Below are 21,503 nucleotides of genomic sequence, written 5' to 3' on the forward strand. Positions count from 1 at the left end.
GTTCAATATCAAGCAAAAAAGATATATTTTTAGCGCCTGACAAAATAAATAACAATTTAATCGGGATAAACATCACGACCATATTTATATATTTACTTAAAAATATACAAAAAGATAACTTATTAACTTCAACTAAAGCATCATTTCTAAAAAATGGATATAATGAACGTAACACCGAGAAAAATGCAACGTTTCTTGCTAAAGCAGTTTTTATTTTATTAAAAAATTTCATAGCTTAATCAGACATTTTTTATAGTTTAAATGATCTATATGTTGTGAGTAATAGATGAAGTGTGAGGAAAATCAAAAATTTGGACTTTTCAACGTTAATCATTGAACACCTCATCAACAAAATTAAGTAACAAAACCCTTTTCAAGTAGCTTCTTGCTTATAATACGAAGTTAACCACTAAAGCTAGCATAACACCTAATTTTTAATGATTTTTTCTATAACTCGCGTTGTAGAGAAGCCATCTTCAAAAGGGTTAAATCTCTCGTTGAAAGAATTATGATTTACTATTACGTTGGATTTTAACGCATCTGATAAAGAATGACTATCATAAAAAATTTGACCAGGGAGATCTTGATCAATATCAATATAGAAACCTCTTACTTCTTTCTCATAGACCTCTCGATCATACATGAAAAAAAAGATGGGGCGATTTAGCACTGAATAATCGAAAAACACACTAGAATAATCTGTTATCAGAGCATCAGCGATAAGATATAGGTCATTAACATCATTATAATTAGAAACATCTATAAAACGACTTGATGTTTCAATTGAGTCTGAAAAATAATGGCCTCTAAATAAAAAAACATAACTCTCATCAAATTCACCTAAGAATGTTTCATTTTCAAGAGGATTGTTAAAATAAAAGCTAGCCGTCTCTTTCGAATATTGATTATCACGCCAGGTTGGTGCATAAAGTATCACTTTCTTACTAGGCTCTATACCTAGCGTCAACTTTATATATTTCAGTTTGGCAAGGTTATTAACATCATTAATCAAAGCATCATTTCGTGGGTAACCCTGTTCAATAATTTTATCCGAGTCAATTCCAAAACTAGAACAGAAACGTTCAGAAGCATAAGAACTTGGAGAAATAAAATGGTCGTAACGTCTAGAATCTGCTAAGTAGCTAAAATACATACCTTTTAAACTTGATGTCGCATAAGCGCTAGCCTTTACATCCAAACCCAACCGCTTCAAAGGAGTCCCATGCCAGCACTGAATATATTTTTGGCCTTTCCTTTTTACAAATCTAAAAGGAAGGCGGCAGTTTGTTATCCAAAATGCTGATGTAGCATATTCACGATCGTATTCTTTTGTACCACGTATAACTACCTTCGTATTAGAATTATTGCTCAGTACTTTAAAAAACTCGTGCTTTTCAGAATCAAGGACCCAAACAAATAACGTATTATCGTTGGTTTTCAATAAACATTCGTAAATACTAAATGGAGAGTCACATACACTTTTACCTTGAAAACATTCAAAAATGTACTTATTGAATATAACCTTTTGATTAAAATGAGCAGTAAAAAACTTTAGCATTGATAGTTTTACTAATAAATATTTAACTATCAGATCTAAATAACCAAACTTAGACAACCACAATTTAATTTTTAAAATCACTAAGTCAATATCCAAAAAAATTCATTACTGATAATAAATACACTATAATGGTACCATAATTCATTGAGGAGAACATGATGAAACTTTCAATAATCGTACCATTATATAATACAGAAGAATTTATACAAGAGTGCTTGACTAGCATCTTACAACAAAGTTTTACTAACTATGAGTTAATTATCGTAGATGATGGCTCAACAGATAACTCTATCTCCATTGTCGAGAGTTACATGGAAAACGATAATCGAATAAAGCTTTTCAAACAAAAAAATTCTGGGGCAAGTGTTGCTCGTAATTATGGTATCAAGCAATCTTGTGGTGAGTATGTAACTTTTATTGATTCAGATGACTTTATCCATGAAGATGCATTACTTAACCTTGTAACTACAGCTGAACAGACAAACAGTGATATAGTTTTAGGTAAAAGACAATTTAATGTTGACAATAAACCAACCGACGATTCTAGACTAAGGAAGTTATTTAAAGAAAAAATCATAACTACAAATGTCGCCGAGTCTCCAGAAGTTAGAAAGGTAATTGCAATCCATGGAAAAATATTCAAACGTTCTTTTTTAATTGAAAACAAACTCACATTCCCTGAAGGTATGTCTAGTGAGGATTTTATTTTCACATATTTGAGTTACGCCCATTCTGATAATATCTCTGTCATTCCAAACCTAGTATACAGCTATAGAGTGAGAGCAAATGACAACAAATCTATCACACAAGATCGCTTATCTGAATATAATATCAAATGTCGGTTTAAGCAGATGACTATGACTGAAGATATTTGTAGAAAATTTGATAGCTTAAATATTTCATACGAACAAGAGTTAAAGTTAAATTATAATAGTAGGCTACCTAGACACATAGCAGCAATAAATCATGTTACACAAGAGTCTATATTGGCATTTGATCTAATAAAAAACAACATAAAAGATAACTATGAAAAAATTTACTCTTGTGTAAATGAAAACAATAAGATTAGATACCATTTAATCAAAAACAATAAAATTAAAGAGCTCACGATATTCAATAGAGCTGTATCAAGAAAAAAAGTATCTGTTATCAATATATTGAAGTTATGCATCGCTCTGAAGAGTTACACTATAGCTAAAAAGCTTCTTAAAAAGAAAGTGATTTTATAAAAAATAAAGCTGTAAACCAAAAAGGGTTTACAGCTTTATGTTAACTAACTTTATATCAGCTAATCATGGTGTTTAGAATTTTGTTAGAAGCGTTCCCTCTCTCAATAGTACAAAACTCGTTATAGAAATCTTCATTGTAAGTCAGCTTCCCACTCAGTCCTTTTTCAATTTCATCTTCTAACTCAGGATGTTCAATTACAATTGGGCCTGGGCTTAAATTCATAATATCAAAATAAAACCCGCGTAATACATCTTTATATTTATCTAAGTCGTAAGTGTACAAAATCACTGGTTTTTTAAGATTAGTATAATCAAACATCGTAGAGGAATAGTCTGTAATCATGATATCGGATACTATATATAGCTCCTGAATATCAGGATAGTTAGATACGTCATATGCAAAATCTTCTACACCAGTAAGATCTAAGTTGTCCGCTATTAAATAATGCATTCTTAGCAAGATAATAGCACTATCACCAAACTTCTCCTTCAACCTACAAAGATCAAGTTTAAGGTTAAACCCGTACTGCTTATCTGTTCTTTTCTGGTCATCACGCCAAGTTGGGCAATACAGAATGACTTTTTTATCACCTTCAATGTTAAGGGATTTTTTTACTTTTAATACATCGCTTTCAGAATGATTTATGAGAATATCATTTCTTGGATAGCCACATTCAACAATTATATCTTTATCTACACCAAATGATGATTGAAAAACTTTTGTTGAAAATTTGTTAGCCGATACTAAGTAGTCCCAACGCTGCGCATTTTTATAAAAATTATGTTTGTAGTTAGCGGTCGCAAAGTAAGCAACGTCCATATCTAAACCAAGTTTTTTCAATGGTGTGCCATGCCATGTTTGCAAATACACTTGCTCTTCTCGCTTCGTAAACATAGCTGGAATTCTCGCGTTGAATATCCAATATTTTGATGTGGCCATATAGTATAAATGTTTAAAACTTTTGTTTCTAACCTTTATGGCTTTTCCAGGAATATCAATTCTATTATCATCTACCACCCAAATACACTCAATGTTTGGGTGGTTTTTTATACATTCCAAATATAAGTATTTGGGGTTATCACTATAATATTTACCGGAAAAGCTAGAAAAGACAGCTCTATTATTTTCCACTGGAAACTTTTGAAAATAATAATATGTTTTCTTGGCAATTAAACTCATAATTTTACGGCGAAAAATATAAAGGATAAAGAAAGTAGCCACTGAATTGATTAACAATAAAAATAAAGACATTTAGTTACAATAGCCTAAGATTTGATAAAAATATGAACAATTATATCTATCCTGTACAACCTTGTATACTCATATGTCATAGCCTAACTACAATCAATACTCCTGATAAGAGCTCATGCATCACAAAGAGAGAAGTTCCCTCCACTACTGCACTATTTAATAAACAAAATCATATAAATAAAAGTAGTACAAAAAGGAGGGAAACGAACAAAAAACATACAATTCGGGGCGGTACTGTACTGTTCAACAAAGAACCGACAATTACAACTAGCTAACCTCGTTCAAGAACATTAAAATGCTCACCAACTCCCTCTTCACTTCTACTTGTAAACTAAGATTAGAAAGACATCAAGGTATCTAATGATTAAGCCAATACGACTTATCCTCAACACAAAGCGGAAAAACAAACGCTTAATCAGTATTAGTTACGATGTTTTTGCAATAACCTTCTCGCTTTACTTAGCGATAGCTCTAAGATTGGGTACCTACACATTCGAGTTGGGCCTAGATGAATGGGTAACCTTACTACTCACTCTCACGATTACCATTTTTAGTTTTGCCAAACTTGGAATGTACCGAGCAGTTCTACGGTATATGATGTTTCCCGCTGTTGGTAATATATTCTTTGCCGTGTTTATTTCATCGCTAACCTTAGTAATGAGCGGTTTCTTCCTTCATACCTTTGTGCCTAGAAGTGTCCCTTTTATCTATGCTGGTCTAGCTATACTGACATTAGGTGGCCCAAGGATTATGATTCGTTCCGCCTATGATCAAATGATCAAGCGGAAAAAACCAAATGTTTTTATTTATGGAGCAGGAGCTACAGGTCGTGAACTTGTGTACGCTTTAATTCATGGCGATGAATACAACCCTGTAATCCTGTTAGATGATGATCCAAAGAAAAGAGGCAATATTTTATTTGGGTTAAAGGTCCATCACCCGAGTGAATTTGAACATCTTCAATCTCTTTATCAACCAGTCAAGCTGTTATTGGCTATCAACAATATCAATAAAGGTAAAAGGTTAAGGTTGGTTGAAAAACTATCTAACTGGCCTATCGCGATCCAGTCAGTTCCATCGGTAGAGGACATCGCTGCAGGTAAAGCAACCGCGACCGAAGTGAAAGACCTCGATGTTGCGGACTTGTTAGGACGCACACCGATAACCCCTGACAATAATTTATTAACTAAGAATATTATAGGCAAGAGTGTCATGGTCACTGGTGCTGGAGGCTCAATAGGCTCTGAACTGTGTCGCCAAATAATAACTCAGAAACCGAAAACGCTGATCTTATTCGAGTTAAATGAATATAACCTTTATAAGATCGAACAAGAGATAAATGCGACTAAGCATAATCTTAAAATCGAAACTCAAATTATTGCTGCGCTAGGCTCAGTTCAAAGACAAAATCGCCTTGAAAAGCTGATGACAAGCTATGACGTTGACACTTTATATCATGCCGCGGCCTACAAACACGTGCCTCTTGTCGAAGATAATGTCGTAGAGGGCATTCGAAATAATGTTTTTGGGACATTATCCTGTGCGCAAGCTGCTATAGAATGTGGCGTTAGAAATTTCACTCTCATTTCTACTGACAAAGCCGTAAGGCCAACAAATGTAATGGGAGCAAGTAAAAGAATGGCGGAGCTCGTTCTTCAAGCTCTAGCAGACAAAGACACACAGACTACTTTTACTATGGTGAGGTTCGGCAATGTTTTAGGATCATCTGGGTCTGTTGTTCCATTATTCAAAAAACAAATTAAGGCCGGTGGTCCAGTAACGGTGACTCACCCTGATATTATTCGCTACTTCATGTTGATTCCTGAAGCGGCGCAGCTCGTCATTCAAGCTGGCGCAATGGGTAATAATGGCCAAGTGTTCGTGTTGGACATGGGAGAGCCAATTAAGATCCTAGACCTAGCAAAACGCATGGTGCACCTTATGGGAATGAAAGAAAACATTGGTTCAAGCTCGGATGAAGGCGATATTGAAATCAGGTTTACAGGCCTAAGACCTGGCGAGAAGCTGTATGAAGAGCTTTTGATCGGAGATAATGTCGAAGGAACCAGCCACGAAAAAATCATGACAGCTCAAGAGAGCAAACTGAGCTGGCCTGAAATGCAAGTTCTGTTAAGCGAACTAGATGAATGTTGCCATGATTTTAATGTGGAATGTATAAAAAGAATACTATTAGATGCTCCAACAGGGTACAAATTAACAAAACAATAAGAGCTTTTTCTTAAATTCATAAATATAGAAACGATCAATAATCAACCAGTTCACATGTGATGTTTCTACCTTGTTTTAATTTAAAAACAAAGCCCTAGATGTAATTCTAGCCAAATTAATATTAAATTGCTTTTGTTATTTCTATAATTTCAGTTGTCGATATCGAAGGGGTTCGAGGGAAGTAAACAACTTCACAAATATCAGAAAACTCATCAAAACGACCTTTCCAGTCATCTCCCATAGCTAGTATATCTGCTCGGTAAAATTCAATATATTCGCGCTTTTTCTCTAATGAATGCTCAAAAAACACCTCATCGACAAACGAAAGTGATTGGACAATTTTCATTCTATCTTCTTGAGTGTAAATTGGGTTTCTCTGTTTTTTACTAAAATTAAGTTGATCAGTTGATATACCAACTATCAATGTGTCACCTAAAGATGCACAACGTTCTAATATATTGACATGCCCTACATGAAAAATATCATATGTACCAAATGTGATTACACGTTTACTCATTTTTTATTCCTATCTTTTAAAAAACCGTCGGGAAGGTTTTCCTTCTTATTATAGATGCTTAAAGTATATCAGGATTACAACCCAAACAGGAGAAGGCCTGTTAATCATTGTAGAGACCCACTTTGCAAGTGCTACTTTGGGCCCCTATCCTTCCTAAAATACAACTCCGAGCATTTTATAGTAACTGTTTTCCATGCTCAAACATTAGCGAATGCAAGCTTCAGCTAAGTAATACCGCAAGAACCCGATATTAATTACAATAAACACTTTCCTTAAAGGACAGCATGACTAAGCTTGCTGCTTAGGATGACAACATGACTACGCACTTCAAATCTGAAATTAAAAATGAAACTGTCTCATTGTCTATGTGCTCAACAAGCCTATTGCAATATGGATGTTGGCTACTGACAACTATGTACACCAAACCCCAAAACTCGCTATACTCCTGACCTAGAGTTTTTCGCCCAATAACGAATAAGAGTTCAAGATATGCAAGAGTTAGTTCCATTTGTTCAAGAGAATATGATTTTAGCCATCGTATGGATCGGCTTGGTTGTTGCCATCATTGCGAACGTTATCAAGACATCAAACGCAGCTTATAAAGAGATCACGGCAGCGCAAACCACACACATGATTAACCGTGAAAACGGTGTTGTGGTTGATATTCGTACTAAGGATGAGTTCAAGAAAGGCCATATTACTGACGCAGTTCACATTTTACCGTCAGATATCAAAGCAAATAACTTTGGTAGCCTTGAAAGTCACAAAGCAGACCCAATCATCGTAGTATGCAAGACGGGTCAAACCGCTCAAGAAAGCGCGAACTTGCTGGTTAAAGCAGGTTTCGAAAACGTAAGCGTGCTGAAAAGCGGCTTAGTGGCTTGGAGCGAAGCTAACCTACCTTTGGTTAAAGGTAAGAAGTAGTTCAAAGCAAGAAGTAAGCTGACCGATAAACTAACTTTCAGGCTTTGTTCGATAAATAGAATGAACAGAGTCTAATTTAAAATTTTTAAGGACAAGAAAATGGCTGAAGCAGCACAACAAGACGCACAACAGAACTTCGCAATCCAACGTATTTTCCTAAAAGACGTCTCTTTCGAAGCGCCAAACTCTCCAGATATGTTTCAAAAAGAGTGGAACCCAGATGTAAAACTGGACCTAGACACTCAAAGCCGTGAGCTTGGCGAAGGCGTTTACGAAGTTATCCTACGTCTAACTGTTACTGTTAAGAATGCAGAAGACACAGCGTTCCTTTGTGAAGTTCAACAAGGCGGTATTTTCTCTGCAAGCGAAATGGAAGCTGGCCAACTGGCACATTGCCTAGGTGCATTCTGCCCGAACATCCTGTTCCCATACGCGCGTGAAACGATTTCTAGCCTAGTGGTTAAAGGTACGTTCCCACAACTGAACCTAGCTCCAGTAAACTTTGATGCTTTGTTCATGAACTACCTACAAAACCAAGCTCAACAAGCTGAAGGCGAACAGGCTTAAGTCTCACAGTAGAACTTAACTCTAACGTTTCAAGCGCTAGTTCGCTTTTAAATGCACATCGTAACTTCTGCGATGTGCATTTTTTCTTTACACTGTACTAAGATTGAAAGCTCTTCTTATTTTAGTGGATAGCTTTTTCAAAACTCTTCGATTTCCCTCATTATTTTTAGGTGGAAGCATGACAGAAACAACTCGCCCGACTAATACGGCAGACGCTTACGGTAAAGACAGCGCTTACGGCAAAGAGATCGCCATGACTGTCATTGGTGCAGGTTCTTACGGAACCTCTTTAGCTATCTCTCTAGCGCGTAACGGTGCAAACGTTGTTCTTTGGGGGCATGACCCTGCTCATATGGCTCGCCTTAAATCTGAGCGCGCTAATAATGAGTTCCTGCCAAATATCGACTTTCCAGAAAGCCTAATCATCGAATCCGATCTTGAGAAAGCAGTAACAGCAAGTCGTGACCTTCTCGTTGTTGTACCTAGCCACGTGTTTGGCGTTGTGCTTAACAGCGTTAAACCTTACTTAGCTTCAGATTCTCGCATCTGTTGGGCGACCAAAGGCTTAGAGCCAGAGACCGGCCGCCTGCTTAAAGATGTCGCGCATGATGTGCTGGGTGATGGTTACTCGTTAGCGGTTCTATCAGGACCGACCTTCGCCAAAGAGTTAGCGATGGGCATGCCAACGGCTATCTCTGTCGCTTCACCTGATGAAGTTTTCCTAGAAGAGCTCCAAGAAAAAATCCACTGCGGCAAAACATTCCGCGTGTATGCAAACTCAGATTTCATTGGTATGCAACTTGGCGGCGCAGTGAAAAATGTTATCGCAATTGGCGCAGGCATGTCGGATGGTATTGGCTTTGGTGCTAACGCTCGTACAGCACTGATCACGCGTGGTTTAGCTGAGATGAGTCGGTTGGGCGCAGCACTTGGCGCACAACCAGAAACCTTTATGGGCATGGCTGGATTAGGCGATTTAGTACTGACATGTACCGATAACCAATCCCGTAACCGTCGCTTTGGTTTAGCGCTTGGCTCAGGTAAGGACGTCGATACGGCGCAAGAAGAAATCGGCCAAGTGGTCGAAGGGTATCGCAACACCAAAGAAGTTTGGTTACTATCAGAACGCATGGGCGTTGAGATGCCAATTGTTGAACAAATTTATCAAGTGTTGTATCAAGGGAAAGATGCCCACTTAGCTGCGCAAGATCTGCTTGCTCGAGACAAGAAGTCAGAGCGATAACATCGCTTATTAAGTCGTGGAATGAAATAGATAAAATGGATGGAAAAATGAAACACTGTGAACAGCAAAAGGTTTGGCAATGCATTGTGAAGGAAGCTCGACAGCAGTCAGAGCAAGAACCTATGCTTGCGAGTTTTTACCATGCCACCATTATCAACCACGAAAGCTTAGGCGCTGCATTAAGTTATATCCTAGCCAATAAGCTAAAGACGGCTTCAATGCCCGCAATGGCGGTGCGTGAGGTGGTTGAACAAGCATTCAAGCAAGATCAATCGATTATTGATGCGGCTGCTTGTGATATCTGTGCGACGGTAAATCGAGATCCTGCGGTCGAGATGTACTCGATGCCTCTGCTTTATCTGAAAGGCTACCACGCTTTGCAAGGTTACCGAGTGGCTAACTGGCTATGGAAGCAAGGGCGTATTGCACTTGCTACTTACCTACAGAACCAAATTTCGGTTGCTTGCCAAGTGGATATTCACCCAGCGGCTCGTATCGGTAAAGCGATCATGCTCGACCACGCGACAGGTATTGTGATTGGTGAAACCGCTGTCGTTGAAAATGATGTATCGATTCTTCAAGACGTTACTTTAGGTGGTACGGGTAAAGAAGGTGGCGATCGTCACCCTAAAATCCGCGAAGGCGTAATGATTGGTGCTGGCGCTAAAATCCTTGGCAATATTGAAGTGGGTGAAGGCGCGAAGATTGGTTCTTGCTCTGTGGTTCTACAAGCCGTACCACCTCATACAACAGTCGCTGGGGTTCCTGCAAAAATTGTAGGCAAACCAAAAACCGATAAACCATCTTTAGATATGGACCAAGGATTCAATGGTCGCTCTCAGAACTTCATCCATGGTGATGGGATTTAAGAGCAGGTTCGGGATTCAACGAATAACCGATAGCCGAGATGCGAAAAGATTTAAAAGCAGCTGTTGATCATGAATAAGAGCAAAATGACGATAATGATGAAACAAATTCGAGCCATTAACCGGACTCTTTTGATATCTGCCAGCCTTTGTGTTGCTCTTTTATCTACATCGTCATTTGCCGCCTCTCAGGGGGAACTGAAAGGCGTAACGAGTGAAATATCTCGCCAACAAAAAAACCTATCCTCACAGCAGAAAAAGCTCGATAGCCTGCAAGCAAGCCTCAAGAAACAAGAGCTATCCATCGCTTCGCTTGAAAAAGCGATACTCGATAGTAAAAAGCAGCTCAATACGGCCAATGCAAATCTTGCTAACTTAGACGCTAAGATTAAAGCGCTTACTGCTCAGAAAAAAGTCCATACCGATAAGTTAGAGCAACTGATTCAGACTTACTACATGACAAGTCGAGCTAAAGCGTCTTCTCACATCCTCAACACCGGTGTAGAAGAAGATCGCATCAGTCACTATTACCAGCACCTTGCCAAAGCTCGCTCCGCAACAATCAACACGATTGAACAGACGCAACTTGAACTAGAAGAAAGCCACAAACAGCGTCAACTCGAGCAAGAACAGATAGCAATACTGCTAAAACAACAAACCACCAAGCGCGATACGTTAGCCAAAACCCAAACACAACGTAAGAAAACCGTCGGTAGTATTAAGAAGAATATTTCTGGCGACAAAAATTACTTAGCAGAGCTTCAGCGCAATGAAACTCGCCTAAAAGCTGAAATAGCGAAAGCAGAAAAAGCGGCTCGAGAAAGACGTAATGCCGTCCCTATGGATGGGTTAGCCAAACGCAAAGGTAAACTGCCTTGGCCAATCAAAGACAAAGTTCTACATAACTACGGTTCACGCCAAACGGGTCAAATAAACTGGAAAGGCATGGTAATCAACGCCAAGTACGGCCAGCAGGTAAAGTCTGTTTATTCAGGCACAGTAGTATTTGCAGAGTACTTGCGTGGTTATGGCTTAGTGGTGCTACTTGACCACGGTAAAGGCGATATGACGCTCTATGGCTTTAACCAAGCGCTTTTAAAGAAAGAAGGTGACAAAGTTAAAGCGGGTGAAGCGATTGCACTTGCTGGTGACACTGGCGGCCAAACGCGCCCATCACTGTATTTTGAAATTCGAAGAAACAGCCAAGCTCAGAATCCAAAGAGTTGGTTAGTTCGATAAAGAGCAGATACGGGATGCGAGTATCTTTCTTCGAATCCCGTATACCGCTTACTCGTCTCTTTCTATTTAGAGTTCAACGCCCTTACACCATCTTCTAATAATGTCAGCTGTTCAAAACCTTGCGCGGTCGCAATTGGTTTAACGGTCGCTATCATCTGCAGCATTCCTTGATGAACGACTTGCTCGGTAATTTGGGCTTTTGGAGACATCGCAGACTGATACGCCAACCAACCCGATGCGATCAAGTGAAGAGAAGTGACCATCGATTTCATTTCCGTATCCGTTGCTTTGAGCAGGTTCAACTCAACGAAGGCTCGCATGATATCGACAAGATTCGTTTGCAGCTTTTCTTGTACGGCCATGTAATCAAGGTGGAGTTTTTCATCACGTGACAATATTTCAGGCAGATTCGCATAGAAGAATCGGTACTTCCACATCAGTGTGAAGATAGAATCTAAGTAAGTCTTTAGTAACGTCAGGCTTTCTTGTTGGCCTTGAATCGGTGTGAACCTTTCAAGTAACTCTGTCGAATAGAGAGTAAAGATGTCACGGACAATTTCTTGCTTGTTGCGGAAATGGTAGTAGAGGTTACCAGGGCTAATCTCGATATGCTCAGCAATATGATTGGTCGTAATACTACGCTCACCGTGCTCATTAAAAAGCTCTAGAGCAGCGTAAACAATCTTGTCACGTGTTTTCATTAGTTATTAGTATCCCTATCCGTTTAGGGGTTCAGTATATCGCCACTAAACGGATAGATCGAGCTGTTAACATCTGGTCTAATTAGCATTAGCTAAAATAGAGCCGAATCAATCACTGCCAAACAGATCTCGTGTGTACACCTTATCTGCAACGTCTGCGATCTCTTCTACCATTCGATTAGAAACAATCACATCGGACACCGCTTTGAACTCAGCAAGATCAGAATAGACTTTCGAGTTAAAGAAGTGCTCTTCTTTCAATACCGGTTCAAACACGACGACTTCGATGCCTTTGGCTTTTAAACGCTTCATGATCCCTTGGATGGAAGAAGCACGGAAATTGTCAGAGCCCGCCTTCATGATCAAACGATAAATACCGACAATTTTAGGCGAGCGCTTAATAATTGAATCCGCAATGAAGTCTTTTCGGGTACGGTTTGCATCAACAATCGCACCCACAATGTTGTTTGGTACATCTTGATAGTTTGCTAATAGTTGCTTGGTGTCTTTTGGTAAGCAGTAACCACCGTAACCAAATGAAGGGTTGTTGTAATGATTGCCGATACGAGGGTCTAAGCCAACACCTTCTATGATCTGACGAGAATCCAAGCCATGCGCTTCCGCGTAAGAATCAAGCTCATTGAAATAAGAAACTCGCATCGCTAGATAAGTATTTGAGAATAACTTTACTGCTTCTGCTTCCGTTGAGTGAGTAAACAGTACGTCGATGTTTTCTTTTTCCGCACCTTCCACAAGAAGATTCGCAAACACTTTAGCGCGTTCAGAACATTCACCAACGATAATACGTGATGGGTGTAGATTATCGTACAGGGCCTTGCCTTCACGCAAAAACTCCGGTGAGAACATGACGTTTTCGCAGTTCAGCTCTTGCTTAATACGCTCGGTATAGCCAACCGGCACCGTTGATTTAATAACCATCACCGCATCAGGATTGATCTCCATGACGTCTTTGATGACAGATTCTACAGAGCTGGTATCAAAATAATTGTTTTTAGGGTCATAATCGGTAGGTGTAGCAATGATGACAAATTCAGCATTTTTGTAAGCGGCTTTATCCGTTGTTGCCATGAAGTTCAGCGTCTTATTTGATAGAAAGTGCTCAATCTCATTGTCTACAATCGGTGACTGCTTATTGTTTAGCATTGCCACTTTTTCATCGATGATATCTACCGCAATGACTTCATGATGTTGTGCCAAAAGCATAGCGTTTGATAGACCCACATACCCTGTACCGGCTACTGCAATCTTCATGATAATACCTATAGTTTTGAGTAATTAACTCAACATAATTTATAACTTAGCTTGCCGTATCATACTCTGGTTGGGGAATTATTCCACTAGCCCGCTTTATCCATTCCTTGCTATACTCGTGACAGTTTTGTATTCAAAAGAGTTAGAAAATTATGATTATCGTAACGGGTGGTGCTGGCATGATTGGCAGCAATATTGTTAAGGCGCTTAATGAAGCGGGCCACAACGATATTCTAGTCGTCGACAACTTAAAAGATGGTAAGAAATTTAAGAACCTTGTAGACCTAGACATCACGGATTACATGGATCGTGATGACTTCCTAACTCAAGTCATGGCCGGTGATGATTTTGGTCATATTGAAGCTGTTTTCCATGAAGGAGCATGCTCTGCTACCACTGAGTGGGATGGCAAATACATGATGCTCAACAACTATGAATACTCAAAAGAGCTACTTCATTACTGTGTTGAGCGTGAAATTCCTTTCTTGTATGCCTCTTCAGCTGCAACTTACGGTGAGACCGACACTTTCATCGAAGAGCGAGAGTACGAAGGTGCATTGAATGTCTACGGCTATTCAAAACAACAATTTGATAACTACGTTCGTCGCTTAACCGCGGATGCAGCAGCACACAACGAAAAGCTTTCGCAAATCGTAGGGTTTCGTTACTTCAATGTTTATGGTCCACGCGAGCAACACAAAGGCAGCATGGCCTCTGTCGCTTTCCACCTAAACAACCAAATGAATTCCGGTGAAAACCCGAAATTGTTCGCAGGTAGCGAAACCTTTAAGCGTGATTTTGTGTATGTAGGTGATGTTGCGGCTGTAAACTTGTGGTTCTTAGAAAATGGGGTATCTGGCCTCTTTAATCTAGGTACTGGCAATGCTGAGTCGTTTGAAGAAGTCGCCAAGGCAGTTATCAAGCACCATGGTAAAGGCGAAATCGAAACGATTCCTTTCCCTGAGCATTTAAAAGGTGCTTACCAAGAATTCACTCAAGCAGACCTAACGAAGCTTCGCGGTACAGGTTGCGATATCGAGTTTAAAGCAGTAGCCGATGGCGTTGCTGAGTACATGAAGATCGTAAACGCTTAACGGTATATTTCAGATTAGGACCAATAATACACCCTACTTTTAGCGTGTATTATTGGGAATGTCTAACGAATATAATCATTCCCAGAGTGACCGATATTAAGTTAACTCTCTGATTTAAATAATGTAGTGAATGAATGACCACACAACGCAATGATTTTGATCCAAAAGCTTACAATCCTGAGTTTGAATGGGGTTTTCTAGCACCTAAATACTGGGGAACTTGGATTGCTGTTTTGTTATCGTCTTTAGTCTGCTTCTTACCTAATAGCATTCGTTTAGCATTAGCTAAGTTTATGGCTAAGCAAGCTGTAAAAATTAAGAATAAGGCTAACCGCCGGGCTCGAGTGAATCTTGAGATGTGTTTCCCTGAGCAATCTATCGAAGAGCGCGAAGAAACTCTCTATCAGTCATACGTTACTTCCATCTCATTTTTGATGGGATTTGCTTCACTGACACTCAAGAGTAAAACTTGGCTAGAGAATAATACTTCGATAAACGGCCTGAGCAATCTAACCGATATTACAGACAGTGGCGAGAATGTGATCTTGCTGGTGCCACACACATGGGCTATCGATATCCCAGCGGTATTATTAGCTTCACGCAATTTACCTGTATCTGCGATGGCGAAAGCACAAAAAAACAAACTCAGTGACTGGCTAATGCACCGACAACGCGTGCAATACGGCGGTCGTGTTTATGATCGCAGTGGTGGTATCAAACCTTTCATCAAGTCGGTACGTGATGGGTACCTGGGTTACTACCTCCCTGATGAAGATCTTGGCCGTGAGCACAGTGTCTTCGTTGACTTTTTCGCGACTCAAAAAGCAACTATTTCAGGCCTTGGTCGCCTATCAAAACTAAGTAAAGCTAAAATTGTGCCCTTGTTTGCTCAATACGATAGCAGTACAGGCCAATACGCCTTGGACTTCTACCCTGCTCTACCCTTCCCAACAGGAAGCGAAGAAGAGGACGCACGTATGATGAACCAATGTATTGAAGACTACGTAAGCAAAAAGCCTGAGCAATATATGTGGATCTTAAGACTGCTTAAGACTCGTCCTGATAGCAATATAAATCCTTATAGTGGTTAGCATTACATTAAACAGTATGAATATTATTAACAGAAAGCAGATTTATACAGCACTCTTACTATTACCTTACTTTTTTGCTGTTACAGGCATGTTAGTTTTAGATAGTGGTGATAAGAAAATGATCCCACTATTTTTGATTAGTATCATCGTCAGTATATTAGTATTTAAAAAAGAAACTATATTAAATAACATACAGAGCCCGTTTGTGTGGTTAATTGGCATTTCATGTATATATATCGTATTTAGTTATTATTATCATGGAGCAAGCTCTAGAGAACTGAGGTCACTGATTGGCGTTACTCTTTTTCTTATAGCTTTCCCATATCAAATGCTTACTCAAAAAGTAATTCAATGGGTAGTTTTGATCGGTAGTTTTGTTGTATGTATCAATAGCATCTATTTTAATTTTTACATGGGAGTATCTCGCGATGCTGGCTATATAAATCCCATACCATACGCAACAGCATGTGCTCTTCTATCCGTAGTGGCATTTTCTTTGTTAATCGAAGCCTCAAAAACAAAAGAAAAAGCGATGCTTTCAATAGCATTCTTACTATCTTTACCTCCTATAATTTCCAGCGAAACTAGAGGAGTTTGGTTAGCCTTAACAATAAGTCTTTTTATTATTTGTCTCATCAGATGTGTACAAAAGGCTCCAACAAAAAAACAATTAATCTCTATACTTTTCATCACTACATTGTCATTTTCTTTTGGTTCTTACTTATTTAAAGAAATAATCACAGAAAGATATGAACGAACTGTCTATGAGATACAAAAAATTCAATCGGGCAATTATAAAACTTCTATTGGTCAAAGATTGCAACTATGGCAACTAGCTCCTCAATTAATTGAAAAAAGACCAATACTCGGTTATGGGAGTGAGACGCCACTGTTATTAAAAGAAAGGCGGGAAAAAAAAGAAATATCTAAGACTACTTATCGACTTGCTTCACATCATTACCATAATCAATTCATTAATAAGATGGTTAAATCTGGTATTATCGGTCTAATACTCACACTGGGGTTTCTAATCTACCCATTAATGACATTGAAGCATCTAAACTCAACTGATAAGTATCTAAAAATTGGTTTGGTTAGCTTATTTTTCGTGGCTGGATTAACCGATGTTCCTTTTAATCACCCTCAACCACTAATGCTATATCTATTATTTCTAGTCCCTATCTGCTCAAGATGTAAGAGAGTTTCCAATGACTAAAATCTTTGTGATCAACTTAGAATCTTCCACAGAAAGAAAAGAAAATATTAGCCGTCAACTAGGCGAACTATCTCTTCCTTTTGAGCTGTTTTCTGCCGTGGACGGCAGAACATCACCTCCTCATCCATTACTGAAACGTTATAATGATGAATTAAGCCAAACATATAGAGCAAAAACGCTTAACGCTGGTCAATTAGGCTGTTACGCAAGTCACTTTTTACTCTGGGAAAAATGTATAGAGCTAAATCAACCAATAATTATTATTGAAGACGATGCTTTGTTATTTAAAAAGACATTTTTAAATTTTTTAAAAGATATTCCTGAACTACCTGAATCTATCGAATGTATTCGGTTATTTAATAATAAACGTCGAGAGTTCAGTTCTTATTCTATACTAAAATGTTCTTCGACCAACATCCACAAATTCACAAAAGGGCATATGAGTACAACTGCTTATTATCTTACACCTCAAGGAGCGAATAAACTGTTACTACACTCTAAAGAGTGGTACATGGCTGTCGACATATATATGGATCGATTTTGGGCGAATGAAGTTGAATGCTATGGAACTAAAGAACCTTGTGTCACTAATGACCCTAAGTTTGACTCTGAAATAGGCTACGCAAAAAAAACAGCTAATAGAAGCCTATTAAAAAAATGTAAACGTGAGTGGTTTAATCTTAATGAAACCATTCAACGCCATCTACATAATATAAAATTCAAACTGAGTAGAAATAAATTATGAACTCAACACATAAAGATATTTATATCTGCTCTACGGTAAGGCACTTACTACTTAGTTTGTATAAAGCACAAGATGAGATGAATCCGTCGACCATAATTTATTTCTATGATTACCAAAACATAAACCCTAAAGACATAGACACAACACAACTCCCTCCCAAAATAGAATTGGTGCTGATGAATAGGGAATCGTTAGTTAGTGATATAAAAAAAATAGGATACATTGGGAAGTATATTTTATTTTGTTCTCTTCGAGGTTGGCCAATACCTGATAAATTTAAAAAAATCTTGGTAGCATCAATATATGAAAGCAATAACAACGTAGACCTAAAGGGTGGGATAAGTAAATTATTTTTATTCAATGATAACAATAAGATGTCTAGGTTATTTCGCCTTCTAGTTAAGTCTTACTCAATGATAGAAGATGGAATGGGTAATTACGTTAAGCACCAGATTGATGACAAGCCCAAGCAATTACTTCGTTTGCTATCAAATCAACCGCCTAAGCATTACGTATTTGGTGAAAGAAAGCAATGTGACCACATTTATGTAATACACCCAGAAAAGTTACCAAAATCAGTACAACACAAAGGAAGAAGACTTGTTTTATCAAAAGATAAAGCAAAAATATCAAAGATCCAACAATGCTTTAAGTTTGATAATACTAGTAATTTCGACAATAATACATTAATCATCGCCACACAACCCATATTTAACAAATTAAAAGGTAAGCTTAAAGACAATAATTTCTTTTATGACATCTATAGTGAATTAATATTAGAGAGTAAACGTAAAGGTTTCACCCCAATTTTGAAGTTGCACCCAAAGGAAAGTAATTCAGATTATTTATCTTTCAAAGAAAAAGGAGTGGGATTTTTATCTAATAAGCTACCTTTGGAGATTTATCTACTGTCTAGCAAAGATAAGGTTAACATAATATCAATTAACTCTTCAGCCGGAATGGGGATCGAGGAATATTGTGAAATATATAAATTAATCCCAGATAGCAAAGTTCATGACTTAGAAAATATATTAATTGAATTAGAAAAAAAACAAGATAGCCTCCAAGATTTAATATCTCTACAGCTATCTAATGTCAAATAACTGACTATATAAATAAATTCAAGGATAAAGGAGTTCCTGAATTTATCTTAGTTAGAGCTTTTTTCCCTAGAACCTCTTCATAGTATTTTGGTGGCAAGCCAAAACCAGGCCTAATACTCCGAATGTTTTCGGGGGTCAGCAATTCACCTTCCGCTATGTCTTTTACCACATATAAAGAGCGACGAAACTTAACATTTCCCTTTTCCGCATCTGTTCGCTCGTAATTGACTTTCCCCATAGCTTGCCAAGCTGTTTTCGCATCTTTACATAATGCCGCTAACTCATGAGGCTCAAGAGAAAAACTATCATCGGCACCGCCCCCGTTACGATCCATTGTGACATGTTTTTCAATCAAACATGCACCTAGAGTAACCGAAGCAACTGCGGTAGCATTGTCGATAGTGTGATCAGAAAGGCCTGACAATACTTCGAATCGTTGTGCTATATCGGCAATAGTTTTTAAATTGTATTGTTCAGCTGGTGCTGGATACCCACTTACACAGTGCAGTACAACTAATTCAGTACACCCATTGTCTCTTGCTGTTTTTACTGCGTCTGCAATTTCTTCCTCATTAGCCATCCCCGTCGAAATGATCATCGGCTTACCCGTTTGAGCAACACGCTTAATCAAGGGTAAATCAACCACTTCGAAAGACGCAATTTTGTAAGCAGGGGCATCAAGTTCTTCTAATAGGTCTACAGCTGTAAAGTCAAAAGGTGAGCTAAAGATTGTAATACCTAACTCTTTTGCTTTTTCAAACAAAGGCTTGTGCCATTCCCAAGGCATATGCGCTTCTTTATACAACTCATACAGAGTTTGGCCATCCCATAAGCCGCCATGAATTTGAAACTCTTCCGAGTCACTATCCATAGTGATTGTTTCATGGGTATAGGTTTGAAGTTTAATCGCATCAGCACCTGCTTTTTTTGCTTCTTCCATAATCTGAAAGGCACGGTTTATATCACCATTATGGTTAGCAGAAAGTTCAGCAATAATATATGGAGGACAATTAGGACCAATTTCTCGATTATCGATGTATATGTTTTTATTCATTCTCTTCGTATACTCTCAATTTATCTTTCATAAGGTTTCTAATACCTTTCCACTCATGTGAAAAGATACCCAAATGTACTACATCGTGATATTCAGTCCCATTGAAGAAAGCATCTCGATGAGTACCTTCAACTTTAAAGCCAAATTTGGAATGTAACTTCACCACCGGTTGATTAAAACCTAAAACCTCACAGCGTAATTTGTGCAAATCTAATTCAGTAAATGCATGCTCTAGCGCTCGATATTCCATCAAAGATCCTGTACCCCTTACCGCATTAGGCGAGGCATAGAATGCCCACGAAGCAATTCCAGGAATTCTATTTATATCAGTAAATCCAACAACACCTGCTGGCTCTCCATTTAACTCTGCTAGAAAATATTCTTTTGAACTATCCTTACACATGCTAGAAAACCATGACTTGTGCTCGTCCATAGTGATTTCATGAGAGGTGTACATATTTTTTCTAACATCTGGAGAGTTTCTCCAAGCGAGAATTTCTTCTAAATCACTTTCTTCAAGTTGCCTAAATTTAATCACTCTTTGTTTCACGACAAAAGCTCTCCATTGTTTGAACGACCTTATTCGCACCGAAGCCATCAACTTCAAAATCACTAAAAGGTTTGATGTCATCCCACCTTTCACATAAACGCGCTAGCTCAAGTGCATAAGTATCGGTACTCGTCGTTATACCTTCACCTAAGTATTCAACAAACCCTAAATCTGACAAGTAATTTGAAAGTATTACTTGATTCTCCGCTACAGAAACTATCGAGGCTGGAACCCTGAGACAAAAACGCTCCCAGTTACTGACTCCTGAGGCGCCAATTGCATATTTGCTATTACTTAAAGATAAATCAAAACTCTCTAAATTTTTGTATATAGAAACATTGCTCTTTTGATTAAGCTTTATCAAAGCATCAAAACGAGGGTTGATTCTCCCCGTGATCAAAATAGTATTAAACGGGAGCCTCTTAAACTCATTTGCTGCAAGAATAAATTTCTCGCACTCATTTGTAGGATCTGTTCCACCAAAAAAGACTAAGAGTTGATTGGATATTGAATCTCGAGGCGAATCCCGCAATGTTGAAAAGCTCTCTCTTAAAAGAGCATATTCAGGGCCAAGGAGCTTGGTAGCAGAACAATCCGAATATCTTTTTGAAATGTTCGGCCATAGGTTTTGGTCGAGAATAATATCACTACAGTGTTCACGGTTAAGGTCATCAATCGATAAAATAGCGCATGACAGCTTACCTATAATGATACTTTCCCATTCATGGTCCAGCGCATAGTGATCCACAATCACCCACTCGGAAGAATCAACTTTAGATAGAAAGTCATTTGCATCTTCTTCAACGCTACGTTGAAGCCAAGCTTTATAATCAGCACTATGGGAGGGAGTCATTTGTAGACAAGAGGGAGTCAGCTCTAATACGTCAAAGCCTCTATCACGGATATATGTAATCATGTCCCCTGGCTGAGGCAGACAAGCAAAGCATACAGAAAAACCTTTGTTTTTTAATATATCAGCAAGCACCAAACAGCGCATGACGTGGCCACTACCGATAAATAGTGACGCATCCACTCGGAAGGTAACCTTCATTA

The 21,503-nt window shown here is 38.4% G+C and carries 21 protein-coding genes; 13 read left to right on the forward strand and 8 right to left on the reverse strand.

Annotation, left to right across the window (positions count from 1 at the left end; all coding sequences use genetic code 11):
• Nucleotides 1-239: hypothetical protein (locus AB4375_RS05555; protein ID WP_372051170.1), on the forward strand; the 239-nt coding region annotated here is incomplete at its 5' end.
• Nucleotides 240-427: 188 nt separating this feature from the next.
• On the opposite strand, the gene AB4375_RS05560 is transcribed toward AB4375_RS05555, so the two are convergent.
• Nucleotides 428-1,654 (reverse strand): CDP-glycerol glycerophosphotransferase family protein, encoded by a 1,227-nt coding sequence (locus AB4375_RS05560; protein WP_372051171.1) that lies wholly within the window; start codon nucleotides 1,652-1,654, stop codon nucleotides 428-430.
• A 62-nt stretch (nucleotides 1,655-1,716) separates the two neighbouring features.
• Between AB4375_RS05560 and AB4375_RS05565 the strand changes: the two genes are divergently transcribed.
• Nucleotides 1,717-2,787 carry a glycosyltransferase gene (locus tag AB4375_RS05565; RefSeq protein ID WP_065584531.1) on the forward strand — a complete coding sequence of 357 codons (1,071 nt, stop codon included), beginning with the start codon at nucleotides 1,717-1,719 and terminating at the stop codon, nucleotides 2,785-2,787.
• A 55-nt stretch (nucleotides 2,788-2,842) separates the two neighbouring features.
• Here AB4375_RS05565 and AB4375_RS05570 read toward each other — a convergent pair whose 3' ends face one another.
• Nucleotides 2,843-4,039, reverse strand: coding sequence for a CDP-glycerol glycerophosphotransferase family protein (locus tag AB4375_RS05570; RefSeq protein ID WP_372051172.1), 1,197 nt, complete (start codon nucleotides 4,037-4,039; stop codon nucleotides 2,843-2,845).
• Nucleotides 4,040-4,399: 360 nt separating this feature from the next.
• Between AB4375_RS05570 and AB4375_RS05575 the strand changes: the two genes are divergently transcribed.
• Nucleotides 4,400-6,268, forward strand: coding sequence for a polysaccharide biosynthesis protein (locus AB4375_RS05575; RefSeq protein WP_372051173.1), 1,869 nt, complete (start codon nucleotides 4,400-4,402; stop codon nucleotides 6,266-6,268).
• Nucleotides 6,269-6,389: 121 nt separating this feature from the next.
• Here AB4375_RS05575 and AB4375_RS05580 read toward each other — a convergent pair whose 3' ends face one another.
• A complete protein-coding gene (locus tag AB4375_RS05580; RefSeq protein ID WP_017070570.1) occupies nucleotides 6,390-6,785 on the reverse strand; it encodes an adenylyltransferase/cytidyltransferase family protein in 396 nt (131 codons plus the stop codon).
• A 489-nt stretch (nucleotides 6,786-7,274) separates the two neighbouring features.
• Between AB4375_RS05580 and AB4375_RS05585 the strand changes: the two genes are divergently transcribed.
• The 5 genes from AB4375_RS05585 (at nucleotide 7,275) to AB4375_RS05605 (ending at nucleotide 11,624) form a co-directional block, all read left to right on the forward strand.
• Nucleotides 7,275-7,709 (forward strand): rhodanese-like domain-containing protein, encoded by a 435-nt coding sequence (locus AB4375_RS05585; RefSeq protein WP_010433842.1) that lies wholly within the window; start codon nucleotides 7,275-7,277, stop codon nucleotides 7,707-7,709.
• A 99-nt stretch (nucleotides 7,710-7,808) separates the two neighbouring features.
• Nucleotides 7,809-8,276 carry a protein-export chaperone SecB gene (gene secB, locus AB4375_RS05590; protein WP_009847959.1) on the forward strand — a complete coding sequence of 156 codons (468 nt, stop codon included), beginning with the start codon at nucleotides 7,809-7,811 and terminating at the stop codon, nucleotides 8,274-8,276.
• Nucleotides 8,277-8,454: 178 nt separating this feature from the next.
• Nucleotides 8,455-9,519 carry an NAD(P)H-dependent glycerol-3-phosphate dehydrogenase gene (gpsA, locus tag AB4375_RS05595; RefSeq protein ID WP_017069260.1) on the forward strand — a complete coding sequence of 355 codons (1,065 nt, stop codon included), beginning with the start codon at nucleotides 8,455-8,457 and terminating at the stop codon, nucleotides 9,517-9,519.
• 47 nt (nucleotides 9,520-9,566) lie between these two features.
• Nucleotides 9,567-10,388 (forward strand): serine O-acetyltransferase, encoded by an 822-nt coding sequence (gene cysE / locus AB4375_RS05600; protein WP_009847961.1) that lies wholly within the window; start codon nucleotides 9,567-9,569, stop codon nucleotides 10,386-10,388.
• Nucleotides 10,389-10,472: 84 nt separating this feature from the next.
• Nucleotides 10,473-11,624 (forward strand): murein hydrolase activator EnvC, encoded by a 1,152-nt coding sequence (locus AB4375_RS05605; protein WP_372051200.1) that lies wholly within the window; start codon nucleotides 10,473-10,475, stop codon nucleotides 11,622-11,624.
• Between the two features lie 62 nt (nucleotides 11,625-11,686).
• On the opposite strand, the gene AB4375_RS05610 is transcribed toward AB4375_RS05605, so the two are convergent.
• Both AB4375_RS05610 and AB4375_RS05615 read right to left on the reverse strand, forming a co-directional pair.
• Nucleotides 11,687-12,325, reverse strand: a complete 639-nt coding sequence (locus AB4375_RS05610) for a TetR/AcrR family transcriptional regulator (RefSeq protein ID WP_017063104.1) — start codon at nucleotides 12,323-12,325, stop codon at nucleotides 11,687-11,689.
• A gap of 108 nt (nucleotides 12,326-12,433) precedes the next feature.
• Complete coding sequence (locus AB4375_RS05615; RefSeq protein WP_017071086.1) at nucleotides 12,434-13,597, reverse strand: nucleotide sugar dehydrogenase; 1,164 nt, start codon at nucleotides 13,595-13,597, stop codon at nucleotides 12,434-12,436.
• Nucleotides 13,598-13,749: 152 nt separating this feature from the next.
• On the opposite strand from AB4375_RS05615, the gene rfaD reads away from it, so the two are divergent.
• From rfaD to AB4375_RS05640, 5 genes are all read left to right on the forward strand, one after another.
• On the forward strand, nucleotides 13,750-14,691 hold the full coding sequence (gene rfaD, locus AB4375_RS05620; protein ID WP_017063102.1) for an ADP-glyceromanno-heptose 6-epimerase: 942 nt from the start codon (nucleotides 13,750-13,752) through the stop codon (nucleotides 14,689-14,691).
• A 134-nt stretch (nucleotides 14,692-14,825) separates the two neighbouring features.
• Complete coding sequence (gene lpxM / locus AB4375_RS05625) at nucleotides 14,826-15,782, forward strand: lauroyl-Kdo(2)-lipid IV(A) myristoyltransferase (RefSeq protein WP_372051174.1); 957 nt, start codon at nucleotides 14,826-14,828, stop codon at nucleotides 15,780-15,782.
• A gap of 16 nt (nucleotides 15,783-15,798) precedes the next feature.
• Entirely contained in the window at nucleotides 15,799-16,998 is a 1,200-nt protein-coding gene (locus tag AB4375_RS05630; RefSeq protein WP_372051175.1) for an O-antigen ligase family protein, read from the forward strand.
• On the forward strand, nucleotides 16,991-17,743 hold the full coding sequence (locus tag AB4375_RS05635; protein WP_017069255.1) for a glycosyltransferase family 25 protein: 753 nt from the start codon (nucleotides 16,991-16,993) through the stop codon (nucleotides 17,741-17,743). Before AB4375_RS05630 ends, AB4375_RS05635 begins: the two co-directional genes overlap by 8 nt.
• Nucleotides 17,740-18,846, forward strand: coding sequence for a polysialyltransferase family glycosyltransferase (locus tag AB4375_RS05640; RefSeq protein WP_372051176.1), 1,107 nt, complete (start codon nucleotides 17,740-17,742; stop codon nucleotides 18,844-18,846). Before AB4375_RS05635 ends, AB4375_RS05640 begins: the two co-directional genes overlap by 4 nt.
• A gap of 4 nt (nucleotides 18,847-18,850) precedes the next feature.
• Here AB4375_RS05640 and pseI read toward each other — a convergent pair whose 3' ends face one another.
• Genes pseI through pseG form a run of 3 tightly spaced genes read right to left on the reverse strand, consistent with a single transcriptional unit; the run spans nucleotide 18,851 to nucleotide 21,501 of the window.
• Nucleotides 18,851-19,900: a pseudaminic acid synthase gene (gene pseI / locus AB4375_RS05645; RefSeq protein WP_017069253.1), complete on the reverse strand. Its 1,050-nt coding sequence runs from the start codon at nucleotides 19,898-19,900 to the stop codon at nucleotides 18,851-18,853.
• A complete protein-coding gene (gene pseH, locus AB4375_RS05650; protein WP_371714001.1) occupies nucleotides 19,893-20,450 on the reverse strand; it encodes a UDP-4-amino-4,6-dideoxy-N-acetyl-beta-L-altrosamine N-acetyltransferase in 558 nt (185 codons plus the stop codon). The genes pseI and pseH overlap by 8 nt, the downstream gene beginning before the upstream one ends.
• On the reverse strand, nucleotides 20,431-21,501 hold the full coding sequence (gene pseG / locus AB4375_RS05655; RefSeq protein ID WP_017069251.1) for a UDP-2,4-diacetamido-2,4,6-trideoxy-beta-L-altropyranose hydrolase: 1,071 nt from the start codon (nucleotides 21,499-21,501) through the stop codon (nucleotides 20,431-20,433). Before pseG ends, pseH begins: the two co-directional genes overlap by 20 nt.
• Nucleotides 21,502-21,503: the final 2 nt, after the last annotated feature.

This window comes from Vibrio sp. 10N.261.51.C6 (assembly GCF_041471785.1).
Taxonomy (GTDB): domain Bacteria; phylum Pseudomonadota; class Gammaproteobacteria; order Enterobacterales; family Vibrionaceae; genus Vibrio; species Vibrio crassostreae_C.

What these genes read in the sequence shown, in the direction of transcription:
- AB4375_RS05565 (WP_065584531.1), top strand. Translation starts at nt 1,717, where the DNA reads ATGAAACTTTCAATAATCGTACCATTATATAATACAGAAGAATTTATA.
- AB4375_RS05570 (WP_372051172.1), bottom strand. Translation starts at nt 4,039, where the DNA reads ATGTCTTTATTTTTATTGTTAATCAATTCAGTGGCTACTTTCTTTATC.
- AB4375_RS05575 (WP_372051173.1), top strand. Translation starts at nt 4,400, where the DNA reads ATGATTAAGCCAATACGACTTATCCTCAACACAAAGCGGAAAAACAAA.
- AB4375_RS05580 (WP_017070570.1), bottom strand. Translation starts at nt 6,785, where the DNA reads ATGAGTAAACGTGTAATCACATTTGGTACATATGATATTTTTCATGTA.
- AB4375_RS05585 (WP_010433842.1), top strand. Translation starts at nt 7,275, where the DNA reads ATGCAAGAGTTAGTTCCATTTGTTCAAGAGAATATGATTTTAGCCATC.
- secB (WP_009847959.1), top strand. Translation starts at nt 7,809, where the DNA reads ATGGCTGAAGCAGCACAACAAGACGCACAACAGAACTTCGCAATCCAA.
- gpsA (WP_017069260.1), top strand. Translation starts at nt 8,455, where the DNA reads ATGACAGAAACAACTCGCCCGACTAATACGGCAGACGCTTACGGTAAA.
- cysE (WP_009847961.1), top strand. Translation starts at nt 9,567, where the DNA reads ATGAAACACTGTGAACAGCAAAAGGTTTGGCAATGCATTGTGAAGGAA.
- AB4375_RS05605 (WP_372051200.1), top strand. Translation starts at nt 10,473, where the DNA reads ATGACGATAATGATGAAACAAATTCGAGCCATTAACCGGACTCTTTTG.
- AB4375_RS05610 (WP_017063104.1), bottom strand. Translation starts at nt 12,325, where the DNA reads ATGAAAACACGTGACAAGATTGTTTACGCTGCTCTAGAGCTTTTTAAT.
- AB4375_RS05615 (WP_017071086.1), bottom strand. Translation starts at nt 13,597, where the DNA reads ATGAAGATTGCAGTAGCCGGTACAGGGTATGTGGGTCTATCAAACGCT.
- rfaD (WP_017063102.1), top strand. Translation starts at nt 13,750, where the DNA reads ATGATTATCGTAACGGGTGGTGCTGGCATGATTGGCAGCAATATTGTT.
- lpxM (WP_372051174.1), top strand. Translation starts at nt 14,826, where the DNA reads ATGACCACACAACGCAATGATTTTGATCCAAAAGCTTACAATCCTGAG.
- AB4375_RS05630 (WP_372051175.1), top strand. Translation starts at nt 15,799, where the DNA reads ATGAATATTATTAACAGAAAGCAGATTTATACAGCACTCTTACTATTA.
- AB4375_RS05635 (WP_017069255.1), top strand. Translation starts at nt 16,991, where the DNA reads ATGACTAAAATCTTTGTGATCAACTTAGAATCTTCCACAGAAAGAAAA.
- AB4375_RS05640 (WP_372051176.1), top strand. Translation starts at nt 17,740, where the DNA reads ATGAACTCAACACATAAAGATATTTATATCTGCTCTACGGTAAGGCAC.
- pseI (WP_017069253.1), bottom strand. Translation starts at nt 19,900, where the DNA reads ATGAATAAAAACATATACATCGATAATCGAGAAATTGGTCCTAATTGT.
- pseG (WP_017069251.1), bottom strand. Translation starts at nt 21,501, where the DNA reads ATGAAGGTTACCTTCCGAGTGGATGCGTCACTATTTATCGGTAGTGGC.